This window comes from Acinetobacter sp. LipI_23, assembly GCF_058243045.1.
The window spans coordinates 2997042-3009553 of record NZ_JBZAYJ010000001.1; the positions used below are offsets into that span (position 1 = coordinate 2997042).

10 protein-coding genes and 2 pseudogenes are annotated in these 12512 nt (G+C 42.8%); 4 read left to right on the forward strand and 8 right to left on the reverse strand.

From position 1 onward, the window contains the following. The first annotated feature begins 44 nt into the window (after positions 1-44). Genes AC4CVD_RS14760 through AC4CVD_RS14770 form a run of 3 tightly spaced genes read left to right on the forward strand, consistent with a single transcriptional unit; the run spans position 45 to position 2784 of the window. Positions 45-2087, forward strand: coding sequence for a M3 family metallopeptidase (locus AC4CVD_RS14760; RefSeq protein WP_490753531.1), 2043 nt, complete (start codon positions 45-47; stop codon positions 2085-2087). A 52-nt stretch (positions 2088-2139) separates the two neighbouring features. Next, complete coding sequence (locus AC4CVD_RS14765) at positions 2140-2352, forward strand: YheV family putative zinc ribbon protein (protein ID WP_171262515.1); 213 nt, start codon at positions 2140-2142, stop codon at positions 2350-2352. 12 nt (positions 2353-2364) lie between these two features. Beyond that, a complete protein-coding gene (locus tag AC4CVD_RS14770) occupies positions 2365-2784 on the forward strand; it encodes a hypothetical protein (RefSeq protein WP_270428927.1) in 420 nt (139 codons plus the stop codon). Between the two features lie 456 nt (positions 2785-3240). On the opposite strand, the pseudogene AC4CVD_RS14775 reads toward AC4CVD_RS14770, so the two are convergent. From AC4CVD_RS14775 to AC4CVD_RS14800, 6 genes and pseudogenes are all read right to left on the reverse strand, one after another. Beyond that, a pseudogene (locus tag AC4CVD_RS14775) lies at positions 3241-3780 on the reverse strand (TRAP transporter large permease subunit); the annotation flags it as partial. A gap of 140 nt (positions 3781-3920) precedes the next feature. After that, a pseudogene (locus tag AC4CVD_RS14780) lies at positions 3921-5523 on the reverse strand (TRAP transporter large permease subunit); the annotation flags it as partial. Positions 5524-5705: 182 nt separating this feature from the next. Then, positions 5706-6278 carry a rhombosortase gene (gene rrtA / locus AC4CVD_RS14785; RefSeq protein ID WP_317112542.1) on the reverse strand — a complete coding sequence of 191 codons (573 nt, stop codon included), beginning with the start codon at positions 6276-6278 and terminating at the stop codon, positions 5706-5708. Positions 6279-6349: 71 nt separating this feature from the next. After that, entirely contained in the window at positions 6350-7387 is a 1038-nt protein-coding gene (locus tag AC4CVD_RS14790) for a hypothetical protein (protein WP_094148505.1), read from the reverse strand. 520 nt (positions 7388-7907) lie between these two features. Further along, on the reverse strand, positions 7908-8294 hold the full coding sequence (locus AC4CVD_RS14795) for a protein YgfX (RefSeq protein WP_490753375.1): 387 nt from the start codon (positions 8292-8294) through the stop codon (positions 7908-7910). A 5-nt stretch (positions 8295-8299) separates the two neighbouring features. After that, complete coding sequence (locus tag AC4CVD_RS14800; RefSeq protein WP_004977895.1) at positions 8300-8557, reverse strand: FAD assembly factor SdhE; 258 nt, start codon at positions 8555-8557, stop codon at positions 8300-8302. A 192-nt stretch (positions 8558-8749) separates the two neighbouring features. Here AC4CVD_RS14800 and AC4CVD_RS14805 point away from each other — a divergent pair, with 192 nt between their 5' ends. Then, positions 8750-9922, forward strand: coding sequence for an acyl-CoA dehydrogenase family protein (locus tag AC4CVD_RS14805; RefSeq protein WP_490753376.1), 1173 nt, complete (start codon positions 8750-8752; stop codon positions 9920-9922). A 35-nt stretch (positions 9923-9957) separates the two neighbouring features. Here AC4CVD_RS14805 and AC4CVD_RS14810 read toward each other — a convergent pair whose 3' ends face one another. Next, the gene (locus AC4CVD_RS14810; RefSeq protein WP_490753377.1) at positions 9958-10749 is read right to left on the reverse strand and encodes an alpha/beta fold hydrolase; all 792 of its coding nucleotides are present in this window, start codon (positions 10747-10749) and stop codon (positions 9958-9960) included. 140 nt (positions 10750-10889) lie between these two features. Next, complete coding sequence (locus AC4CVD_RS14815) at positions 10890-12380, reverse strand: flavin-containing monooxygenase (RefSeq protein ID WP_490753378.1); 1491 nt, start codon at positions 12378-12380, stop codon at positions 10890-10892. Positions 12381-12512 lie beyond the last annotated feature (132 nt).

Genomic DNA, 12512 nt, shown 5'->3' on the forward strand with positions numbered 1-12512 from the left:
TTCCCACGGCATCACCCTTACATCTAGTGATAACTGAACATTTAATTTGGCTTAAACGCATGACATTAGAAAAAGCAACCTTGCCTGTTCCACCGTTTGATCAAATCACCTTAGTACAACTCCAACAGCAGATCGAACAAGCCATTCAACAGGGTCAACATTTCTTAAAAGACCTGAGCGAAGTCCCTGAATCGATTCAGGCACAGCTTGCGGTCTTAGAACAAGTTGATCATTTAGAAAATAATATGAGTGAAGCATGGGGTGTGCTGTCCCACCTCAATGCAGTGATGAACAATGCTGAAACTCGTGAGGTGTACCAGTCACTATTACCAAGCTTAAGTGAATACTATACCGAGTTAGGTCAACACACAGCGCTGTATCAAACCTATCAACACATTCATGATGCTGCGCAATTTGATCACCTCCCCGAAGCCCAACAAAGTGCGATTAAACTTGCACTGCGCGACTTCAAACTATCGGGTGTGGCTTTAGAAGGTGAAGCCAAAAAACGTTACGCAGAAATTTCGGCACGTTTATCACAACTGTCGTCCGACTTTTCCAACCATGTTCTGGATGCAACACAAGCCTATTTCAAACCTTTAGCGGAACACGAACTGGCAGGCTTACCACAAAGCAGTATTGAGCTGTTAAAACAATATGGTCAGCAGCACGAACTTGATCAACCCGTTGCCACTTTAGACTTCCCATCGTATCTGGCAATTATGACCTACGCGGAAAACCGTCCTTTACGCGAAGAACTGTATCGTGCCTATACCACACGTGCATCTGATCAGTCTGAACACACTGAGTTTGATAACACCGCGGCGATGGTAGAAATCTTAAGCCTGCGTCAGGAAATGGCTGCACTGTTAGGTTTCAATAACTACGCCGAGCTTTCATTGGCCAGCAAAATGGCGCCAAATGTAGCAACGGTGGATCAGTTCTTACGTGATTTAGCTGAACATTCACGTGCCCCTGCGCTCAAAGAAGTGGCGGAGCTGAAAGCTATTGCAGCTGAAGATGGCATTGAGGATTTAAAACCGTGGGACAGCACGTATTATTCGGAAAAATTGAAAGTCCAGCAGTTCAATTTATCTCAAGAAGCTCTCAAGCCCTACTTCCCTGCACCCAAGATTTTGCAGGGCTTATTTAGCATTGTGAATCGTCTTTATGGGATTCAAATTGTGGAGCGTGAAGCCCCCGTTTGGCACTCAGATGCACGTTATTTTGAACTAGAAGATCAAGGCGCAGTGGTCGGTGGATTCTACTTTGACCTCTATGCGCGTCAGGGCAAACGTGGTGGCGCATGGATGAGTGGTTTCCGCTCTCGCACCCAAACAACGCACGGCCTACAAAAACCGATTTGCTATATGGTGTGTAACTTTACGCCACCTGTGGGGGATCAAGCAGCACTACTGACACATGATGAAGTGGTCACCTTGTTCCATGAATTTGGACATGGTTTACATCATATGTTGACAGAAGTCGACAATATTGCAGTTGCGGGGACACACGGCGTGGCATGGGATGCGGTAGAGTTACCAAGCCAATTCATGGAGTTTTGGGCATGGGATACTGAAAGCTTAGACCTACTCAGTGCCCATATTGAGACCCAAGAAACCTTACCAGAAAGTCTACTCAAAGCCTTGCTAGACGCGCGTTTCTTCCAATCTGGCATGCAAAGTTTACGTCAAATTGAGTTTGCCCTGTTTGACCTCAGCATTCATAAAGCAGCTCCTGCTTTGAAAGCGGATCAAATCCAAGCCACCTTAAACCAGATCCGTGCACAATATGCTGTTTTAGAGACCACGCCTTATAACCGCTTCCAGCATAGCTTCAGCCATATTTTCGCAGGCGGCTATGCAGCAGGTTATTATTCTTATAAATGGGCGGAAGTTTTGGCCAGTGATGCCTTCGATCGTTTCGAAAATGAAGGGATTTTTAATACTGCCACTGGAAAAGAATTTCGTCAGTTTATTCTAGCAGTTGGCGGAAAAGATACAGCGCTTGATGCATTTATCAATTTCCGTGGGCGCGAGCCAAAAATAGATGCTTTACTTCGTCATCAAGGTTGGACGAACCGCTAAAAAAGTGAGTAAACTAGGCGCCTAAATTGTTCAGAAGGTAAGTCTAATGACTATTAAACGTCGTTTCATTGCAGGTGCGAAATGTCCTAAATGTCAGGCGATGGATCGCGTTGTTATGCTTACCTCGAATGACGATGAATGGATTGAATGTATCGACTGTAGTTATTCTGAGAATCGTCCAACTCATGTAGACGAGCCTCAGATCCCCGCTATCCCTGACGAGGTTGGGGTCATTCAATTTAAACCACGTCAATCCAAAGAATAAAGGTTGAATCGAATGTCGTCCGTACAACACAACAACCCTAAATTACTCTGGGGTATTACAGCAGGTTTAGTCGCAATCATTGCGATTTTTGCACTTTATCAATGGTTGTTTGCTGCACAAGAGTCTGCAACACCGATGCACCAAGCGGAGTTGATTCAACCGACCGTGAAGGCGCTTCCAGAAGCTGAAAAAGCAGCTTCGACCGCCATGGCTGACAACACCATTAAATTGGTCGAAGAAGATATTTTAAAAGCACCTGTACCTGAAAATGCCTCACTTGCCAAAGAAGAAGTGGCGAAACTGGACGATATTCAAAGCCAGTTGAAGGAACAGGAAAAGAGCTTGCAAGCACAGCACAAAGATGCCGATGAACTGGTAAAGCTCAAAGAAGAACAAATTAAACTGTTAGAAGCCCAAAGAAGAACAAATTAAACTGTTAGAAGCCCAATTGGCTGCTCAGTAAAATACGGTTATTATTTTAAAGACGTTAGCCTATCGACTGATACGCTAACGTCTTTTTTTGCCCTGCTGCTTCACCCACCTATTCAATCAGCGCAAAGCCATTACACAACTCATCATCTCTTTTAAACTACCTCCACTAATAAAGTCTCTAGTCGCTATACATCACAACCCCTAGCTCATGCCAAGGATATCTTTTAGATGGACTTTATTTGTCGATTGGCTCTTATCATTGAGCCTAAGTACGGGCTGATTTTTTAAGATAGGATGCTTAGCAATATCGTTGTACTTTGATTTGATATAAGTGACGATTTGAGTGGGTAATTCCTAGAAAGAAGCTATTTTCTTCAGAAGTATCTCCAATAACTCCAAAACATAAAAAAAGCATCCGAAGATGCTTTTTTTTATGGTCTAACTCAAGTTCACAACTTAGTGATACCAGCCAAATAACTTAAAGAAGTATGGAACATAAGCAATGATCAGCATCGCTGGGAACAACACGATCAAGGGTAAAATCCAACGTTCATAACGATAATAGAAAGACAAATGACGCACTTCCTCATCGGCCTCATTCACCTCGGCATCACCAATGGATTGTCTTGCTAAAAGATGATTAAGGGCCACAGGTGGTGTCACATAGCCCAACTCAAAGCCAATCAAGGTGATCATCCAAAAATGGACAGGATGAATACCATATTGATAGGCCACAGGCGCAACTGTCGCAGAAATCAAGATCACGGCGCCAAACGGATCCATAATCATCCCAACAAAGACCATCAACCCCAAAATCAGACTAATAACCAAGAACGTACTGTTAATATCAGTTGGGAAGAAACTCATCACCTCCGTACGTTCAAGCAATCCGCCCACGCTGACTGACAGTGCCATTAAAATGACCAAAGCACCGATATGTCCAACGGTTTCACTGGTCGAGATATGCATCGATTTCCAAAAACCAACTTGGCGTAATACATCCATGGAACTAGATTGAACCACCCCATGATTCACCACCTGTCCATCATCTGCAGCATTGCCATGTAGCCCTTCACGGTATTCTGCATGGGCAACTTGTGCACCCGCTAAAGCAGGCTCACCACCCGAGTTATAATTTGCGCTGAGTGTCTCATCCCAATGCCCCACAGCAGGCAAAGGCGCAGGCTGATGACGTAATTTATCAAACAACACGATCATCAATAAAATCACAGGCATCATCACGGGTGCAGTAAATTCATTTAGGTCAGTGTCTAATAAGAATTTATAGAACATCCACGTGAGGACAAAAATCACGATATAAGGCACAACTGCTAGGAATGCGCGCCCTGATTTCGGTGCGGCCAAACTCGGTGCCGCGATGCGGAATTTACTCTCTGCAAAGAAGAGTGAAACTACTAAAAACAGTGTTGAGGTCAGTAAGAACGTGTAAACACCATATTGATAAAGCAGGTCCGTCGTGACTTCTTTGTTTAAGGAAGCCACCACGACAATCAATAAGCATGGACGCAAAACTACACCCAGCGAACCCGACATTGCCGTTGCAGCCAAAGCAAACTGACGACGTCCACCTGCATTCCAGACTTCTTTATAAATAATCGCCCCTGCTGCAATCACAAAGATCCCCGATGCACCGGTATATGCGGTCGGTAAAGCCGCAGCGATTAAAATCAACCAAGTTAAAGTTTCAGGCGCCAAATTCCATGGACGCAAAATATTTAAGAACAGATCCACGACACGAGTTTGTTTCAACAACATACCCGCCCAAATAAATAGGGCTAAATTCAGGAAAATACTGGAGAATTCAACCAGCTGTCCCAAGTAAATCCCTTGCCCCATGGGGTAGTCCATGAAGAAGATAAACGCCACACCCGTAATCACCGCCATGTAGGCATACAGAGGCACACTCAGGAAAGCAAAGCCTAGACGCCCGCCGGCTTTGGCCTCTTTCGGTGGGCTAAACAGCTGCCACACACTTATCAAGGTAAGTACCGAAAACAGAATCATCCACAGCCAATAAATCAGCTGGGTTTCGCCATTCATCGGTACACCCGAGTCTTTGACTGAGTTAAATTGGCTAATACTCGAGTAAGTCAATAAACCATTACCCAGTGTCATCAGTAGGCTATAAACTCGATAATCCAGCTTGGTTGCAGGGCCACGCAAACCAATATGATGGATTTTTAAGGTGGCACTAATCGCAGCTAAAACCACCATAAAAATTAATAGAATGGCGCGATTTTCTGTTCCAAACTTAAAAATACCAAAAAAAGTGGTTTCAAAATTACGATAGGCACGGATACTTGGATGTGCCTCCATATGTTGCATGGCTTTATCATAAAACTGATACTTTTCTTCACACTGCTGCACACCTGCCAAAATGGACGCACGCACATCAGCCTCCGAAGCCGTACCAAAAAAGTCTGCGAACTCATCTGCAGCGTTGGCTTGCATTTGAGTCTTGACCAAAGCATCCACATTCGGCTGACGATTACACTCTGGTTTGGCAGGCTCTGCCCTTAAAAAAGAGTACTGCATACCCGTGGCTGGATCGCCATATAAGCGCTCACCCATACGCAGTAATTGGCCATGAATCATTTCACCTGTACCAATTAACAGCGTAAGTAACAGTAAAATCAGAATGACAAAAGTAGAAATCCACTCGGTCCATATATACTTCAGCAGATCGAGTCCTGATCTGCGCTGTCCATGATTTTGCATGTTGTTTCCTATTTTTATTACCGTTCTGTCCAGCGCAATACACCGTAGAACCAGTCGTTTTAGTTGGCTCGAGCTTGTCCTTTCTCTATGCCTTTAGATTTTTATTTTGTTTATCTTTGCATCAAATTTATATTTTTGAATATGACAATCTAGATTTTCTTTTTAGAATTTAGGTCAATCCTCTATTCATCAAATAGATTCACCCCGATTAAATACGAAGCTGCAATCACAATTCCCCAGATCACGCCCAACAAATGTGCTTCGACCAAAACTGGACTCCCGATCAGTTCAGCCGTAGCACTCTCGCCAAAGGTATTTTCCCAAATCAATTTGCCTAAAATAAGAAACAACACCAAACTCGCAAACATCCGTTCTTTACGGTATAGCAAATGGACAATGGCTATGGCAGTGAACATTCCATGCAGCACACCTGACAACCCTGCATAGGCTTCAATATCACCCAAAAAATAATAAAAACTCAAACTAATCAGCGGCGGTAAAATCAGCAATAACGCCACAAAATGCCAAACACGGGCCCGTGGAAAAATAAAAGGCAAACACATAAAAGCCAGCATATTGAGTGCAAAATGAATCCATCCCACATGCACCCAGTGCGCTGTCCACAAGCGCCAAATTTCAGGAAAAATATCCACTCGCCAATAAATAAATTGATCTTTAAAAATCTGTAGGCATGCCGAGATCGACACGACAAACGCAATCAAAATGATTTTTCGATTCAGAAATTGATCATGCATCACATGTCCTTATCGTGTTGCTCATTCATTTATTGTTATTTTTTCTGCCCTTCGGCTCAGTTTAAAATTGGTTAACTTTCACTAAACAACTCATCTAGCTCAGAACGGTCTTCTTTTTCATCCCAGAAGTGCGCCATACCACCATCCCCAGTTCGTGTCCCAGTATGTTCAGTCCAATAACGATCCGAAATCCCTTGAACCATACTCGAGGCCATACTATCAATCAGTTTAAATTGTGGATTGCTCTGTTTTTCATCGCTATAAGAGGCCGCATAACTTTTCAATGCATCACGAATTTTAGCATCGTCACCACTGGCTTGAGCCGCTACAGCATACATTGCATGAGATAAACGAACCCCTTTTTGCTCTCCAATTTGCATCGATTGTTTCAAGGTCTGATACGGATCAGGTTTACCTTCACCCGCACCTGGCAATAAGGTCCAAATCACCGCACGTGTTGCATTCGGTGCACCCCAAAACTTTTCATTGTCTAGACACACCATCCCACGTTCAACAATAGCCGCAATGTCTTTAGGAACATTGACTGCACCACCTGAGTTAATATCATTGGTCATGGCTTGTAAACCACTCAACATCCCCAGCATATATACAGTTTGATCCAAATCGCTGTTCATTTTTGGACAGCCTTCGCCCAATGGTTTCTTATATTTCTTTTCCCAGCGGTTTTGAAAAAGTTGATAGCCAGTATATTGACGTTGTGCTGCAGTCGCCGCCCAACGCTTTTGTTCAATTCGAGCATCCTGTGCTTCAGAAACATTGCCTGCTTTCGAGGCACGCAAATAACGTAACTCTGCCTCAAGCGCCTGATTCTCCGCACAAATACCTGATGCTGAATACAGTAAAACTGCCACACGCGTTGGATCTGCTCCCATATCTTTGGTCGACATAATCGCTGGAGTCAAAGCATTGCCTGAGTTACACACCATCTCAGCATCTTCCATGGCTAAAATAGGCGGTACTATATGTTTTTCACTAAACCCAAGCGCAACATTGGCACCTGTTTTAACCACTTGTGAACAACCCGAAAATAATAAACTTGTAAGCGCTACAACAGCCACACCTTGGCCTATTTTTTGGACTTGCGACATTTTCCTGTCCTCTATTTGTATAATTGTATGTGTCCATGCTGACAAACATAGCAGAAGCATTTTCCGAAGAAAAGAGTATTTACTCTAAATCAGACCACTACTCTGCCATGAAATAAAAAGCGGAAAATTGACTAAAATGACGCCTCAACTTTTTTTTAGGCAAAAAAAAGTAGCATAGCGACGGTTCGGCACATGCTACTTATCAACTGGGAAGCCTAGCTAGGCTTTGTTTGGTGCAAATCGTTCCTTCAGCACAGTTCCTAATCGTCCTATAACAATCGCTAACACAATTGCTACCACTAGAAACATCCAAGTTGGGATCATCATACGATTTTCCTTGTTTGCTGTTGGTAATTTGAATGTACATTTTAAGATCAAAAATCTGTAGGAAAGTTGTCTGACAATCCTAAAAAGCATATCAGTTTCTTCAGATATGTCAGACAACAGAAAATGAGATATGGTTATATTTATTATTTTTCAATAGTTTAGATGGATATTACGAATTAAAATTGTCCAACAATTATTGCATTTTAGTGAGTATTTTCAGGGCTTTCCATTGCGTGATGGGTAACTGATCACACCAAACCAACATCGGTTTTGCTCTAAAGTGTTGAAAATAAATCACAATATAAGCACGATGATCAACAATATGGCTGATCTGTACCCGTTGCACATTGGTTTGTTTCTGAAGTGACAAAGACCAATCACGGCCATCTAAATGCTGAAGCTGAAAATGTTGCGGCCCACGTAGAAAAAACAAATACAGCACAAAGCCAGCAACCAAAGTGATCAGCCACACTCCTAAAGGAAGTAGCTGATACAAGACCAGCATCAGAACGGCATAAATCGACAACTGAAACACATAAGCCAGACGGCTGGGTTTAAGTTGAAAATGACGATGTTCCATTGCACTTATCCGTGTACATAATGCTTTAATTTTTGAATCAAGGTTTTCATTTCAGGGCGGGGCGGCTCAGAGACTTCCATAAACCAATCCAACAAATCTGGATCTTCTTGTTCAACCAAGGCCGCAAACATGGCCTTTTCCGCAGGATCTGCCTGAAGATAATAATTTTTCACATAAGGGTCAAAGTACACATCAATTTCTTTTAAACCACGACGTGCACGGTAGATTACTTTACGTTCTTCCAAGCTCATTTCTTCAGTCATTACATTCCCCAAATTAATTGAAACGGCTTAGTTTAACCGATCACACCTCCCTCGCCACTAGTTAAATGTCGCAATTTTAACAACTGGCAAAACTCATCAAAAAATCAAATAGATTTGAGCATTCAGTCCATTGTCGCATGTCCTGCTTTTCACTACTCTCTTAGCAAAATAACAACATCAGGATGAGCTTCCATGCAATCAGGCGCAATTCGCCCGTTAAACAATATGCTGCCGCGCAACTTATTTAATGCTGAACATGAGGCATTTCGAGAAACTGTGCGAAAGTTTTATGCCAAAGAAGTTGTTCCAAATATTGAAAAATATGAACAACAGCAGCATGTCGATCGTGAGCTATGGAATAAAGCAGGTGCCATGGGGCTACTGTGTGCCACCATGCCTGAAGCTTATGGTGGCTCAGGTGTAGACCGTTTGTACAGTATGATTTTGATTGAAGAACAAGCCTATGCCATGGATTCCTCGACCGGGTTTTCACTACACTCTGACATTGTCGCGAACTATATCAATAACTTTGGCAGTGAAGCACAAAAACACTATTGGTTAACGCGGATGGCTTCGGGTGAAACCGTCACAGCCATTGCGATGACTGAACCTGGCACAGGCTCAGACTTGCAAGCAGTACGAACAACGGCTGTTTTAGACGGGGATGACTATATTATCAATGGTTCCAAAATCTTCATTACCAACGGCTATCTCTGCGATATGGCGATTGTGGTCTGTAAGACGGGCGACAGTGAAAAAGGTTCAGCCAATCTCTCATTAATTATTGTAGAAGCTGATCGTGCGGGGTTCAGTAAAGGGAAACCTCTCAATAAAATTGGAATGAAAGGGCAAGACACCTGCGAATTATTTTTTGATCATGTTCGAGTCCCCAAAGAAAATTTACTCGGTATGGAAGGCATGGGCTTTATGATGCTGATGAAAGAACTGGCTTGGGAGCGCATGTTGGTGGCCATTATCTGCCAAGCGGGTGCTGAAGCAGCACTGGCGCATACTGTTCAGTACACCAAAGAGCGTAAAGCTTTTGGAAAAACAGTTTCAAGCTTTCAAAATACCCGTTTTAAACTGGCAGAGTTACGTACAGAAATCGATTTTTGCCGCGCTTACCTCGACCGTTGTATGCAATTGCAACTGGAAGAGAGTCTCGGCATTGATGCCGCAGCGGCTGCCAAATATAAAATTTCCGAGATGTTTTCTAAAGTTGTCGATGAATGTCTACAACTGCATGGCGGCTATGGCTATATGCTGGAATACCCGATTGCACGAGCGTATCTAGATAATCGCGCCAATCGTATTTATGCAGGAACCAATGAAATTATGAAAGAGTTAATTTCCCGTTCACTCTAAGATCAAAAAGCCCATCTAGAGATGGGCTTTTACTTTTAACAATGTACTTGATGAAACTCCGCAATCAAGGCAACCACCAACTCTGGTTGCTCTTTATGTGGCATATGATGTAAACCTTCTAATATGTGCAGTTCAGCCTGCCCAGATACCCCTTCAAAAATCTGCTGGGGTTGTGCCGTACTGCCGTATTCATCCAGTTCACCATGAATAACCATGGTTGGACAACGCACATCTTTAATCACACTGGCCAAATTCCAATCTTGGAAAATGGGCGATAGCCATGTTTCAGTCCATGCATCAAGTACCCACTGCGCCTTTTCAGGGTGATATTTCTCTAAACGTTCCATTTGTCCCGCTTGTTGAAAACCAACTTTTGCTTCACTTATACCCGCCAGTGTTAGCGCTTCAACCGTATATTGTGCAGAGATTGAAATTAATCCTTGGCAACGCTCTGGATACGCCGCAGCAATCGCAACAGACATCCCCCCACCCACGCTATGCCCTAGGATCACAAAATTCTGGATCGAAAAATAATCCAATACAGCTTTAAAGGTCTGTTCTGCTTCAGTGATAACGAAACTATATGCCAGTGGCTGCTTACTCGCATCGGATAAACCAAAACCCAATCGATCATAAGCATAGACCACGCGCGCGGTCGCTTGTGCCAGTTGAGCAGGAAAATCCCGCCACAAAGCCACACAACCTAATGAATCGTGCATTAAAATAATCGGGGCTAAAGCATGATCTGCTGCATCAGTGTGCCATTTTTTGGCATGAATCATATTTGATGCAGATGGGACTTGGTAGCTTTGTTCTAAGATATTCAAAATATTCCCTATTCTTTATCTTTTAAGTTTTTAAAATCATCCAACAGTCCTACTTTTTAAGAAAGTAAAAACAGAACACCCTAAAGTCATTTCCATAAAAAAAGGAGCGTTACGCTCCTTTTTAAAATCAACCATTCAGTCTAAGACACCAGTTTAGGTTTTTGATCCAATGCTGCATCACGTTTAGCAAATTTCAGTACTCCATCCTCAAAAGAAGCACTTTTCAATGTCTTACGATCCGCAAGATAATTATTGCTGACTTTCCATGGCGCATGTTTACCCTGTTTTGGCATCACATTTGCAGCACGTGCAATATAACCCGAGCTTAAACTGCCCATGACCGTATCATCCATCAGCTCTGTCGCATCCCCTTTCGGGATCACTTCAGCCCACTGCTTTTGATCCATATAGTTGAGTAAGCGGCAAATATATTCAGCTGCAATATCCACTTTCAAGGTCCATGACGCATTAATATAACCAATAATCATCGCCATATTCGGTACATCACTGACCATCACGCCCTGATACAACATATGTTTAGAGGTATCTAACGATTTACCGTCAATGGTCGCTTGTATACCACCCAAGATTTGAATTTCTAGACCTGTGGCTGAGACGACAATATCTGCCTCTAAATGCTGGCCAGACTTTAATTGAAGGCCCGTTTCAGTAAAACGTTCAATCTGATCTGTTTCAACACTGGCTTGGCCTGAACGAAGAATTTTAAATAAATCACCGTCTGGCACCACACATAAACGTTGATCCCAAGGATTATATTCTGGGGTGAAGTGTTTCATATCCACTTTACCTTTGAGCTGCATCTTAATCGACTGGAGCAGCAGTCGGCGTAGCAACTTCGGTTGCTTCTGCGCGAGTGCATAAATCCCGCGTTGCATCCCAATATTACGTGCACGAGTCAGTTTATAAGCCACATCTTCCGGCAACACTTTACGCATTTTGTCATACACAAAATCAATCGATGGTACCGAAGCAATATAGGTTGGAGAGCGTTGTAGCATAGTGACATGCGCCGCCCCACCTTTGGCCATCGCAGGCACCAGTGTAATTGCTGTCGCACCACTACCAATAATGACGACTTTTTTACCTGTATAATCTAATTTTTCAGGCCAAAACTGTGGATTTACAAACTCGCCTTTAAATACTTCTTTATTTGGAAAATCAGGTTGGTAGCCTTGGTCGTAGTTATAATAGCCTGTACAGCCAAACACAAAATTTGCAATCCAGTTTTCTTTTTTGCCTTTTGCATTCTCAATCACGACCTGCCACTTTTTCTGAGCAGAATCATAATTGGCGCTAAGTACTCGATGTTTAAAATGAATTTTTTCTTTGAGTTTCTGTTCATCAATGACTTCCGCTAAATAGCCCTTAATCGAAGAACCATCTGCCAAAACGCTGGCTTGTTGCCACGGTTTAAAATTAAAACCAAAGGTCGACATATCTGAATCAGAACGAATACCTGGGTATTTAAACAAATCCCATGTTCCACCAAAGCTGTCACGACGTTCAATAATTTCAAACGAACGTTGTGGACAATGCTTGGTTAAATGTGCCGCAAGGCCAATGCCTGAAATACCTGCACCTACAATGAGCAGATCGACGTGCTTATCCATGTTATTTTTATCCTGTCTTATATTCTGTTCTTATTAAACCATAAAACTGACAATACACAATGTCAAGTTTAAGCAGATCTTTCGTAAAATATGTCACTACAGGCCAAAATACAAAGATTGTCGAACAAAAAC

What these genes read in the sequence shown, in the direction of transcription:
- AC4CVD_RS14795 (WP_490753375.1), bottom strand. Translation starts at nt 8,294, where the DNA reads ATGGAACATCGTCATTTTCAACTTAAACCCAGCCGTCTGGCTTATGTG.
- AC4CVD_RS14805 (WP_490753376.1), top strand. Translation starts at nt 8,750, where the DNA reads ATGCAATCAGGCGCAATTCGCCCGTTAAACAATATGCTGCCGCGCAAC.
- rrtA (WP_317112542.1), bottom strand. Translation starts at nt 6,278, where the DNA reads ATGCATGATCAATTTCTGAATCGAAAAATCATTTTGATTGCGTTTGTC.
- AC4CVD_RS14800 (WP_004977895.1), bottom strand. Translation starts at nt 8,557, where the DNA reads ATGACTGAAGAAATGAGCTTGGAAGAACGTAAAGTAATCTACCGTGCA.
- AC4CVD_RS14815 (WP_490753378.1), bottom strand. Translation starts at nt 12,380, where the DNA reads ATGGATAAGCACGTCGATCTGCTCATTGTAGGTGCAGGTATTTCAGGC.
- AC4CVD_RS14770 (WP_270428927.1), top strand. Translation starts at nt 2,365, where the DNA reads ATGTCGTCCGTACAACACAACAACCCTAAATTACTCTGGGGTATTACA.
- AC4CVD_RS14790 (WP_094148505.1), bottom strand. Translation starts at nt 7,387, where the DNA reads ATGTCGCAAGTCCAAAAAATAGGCCAAGGTGTGGCTGTTGTAGCGCTT.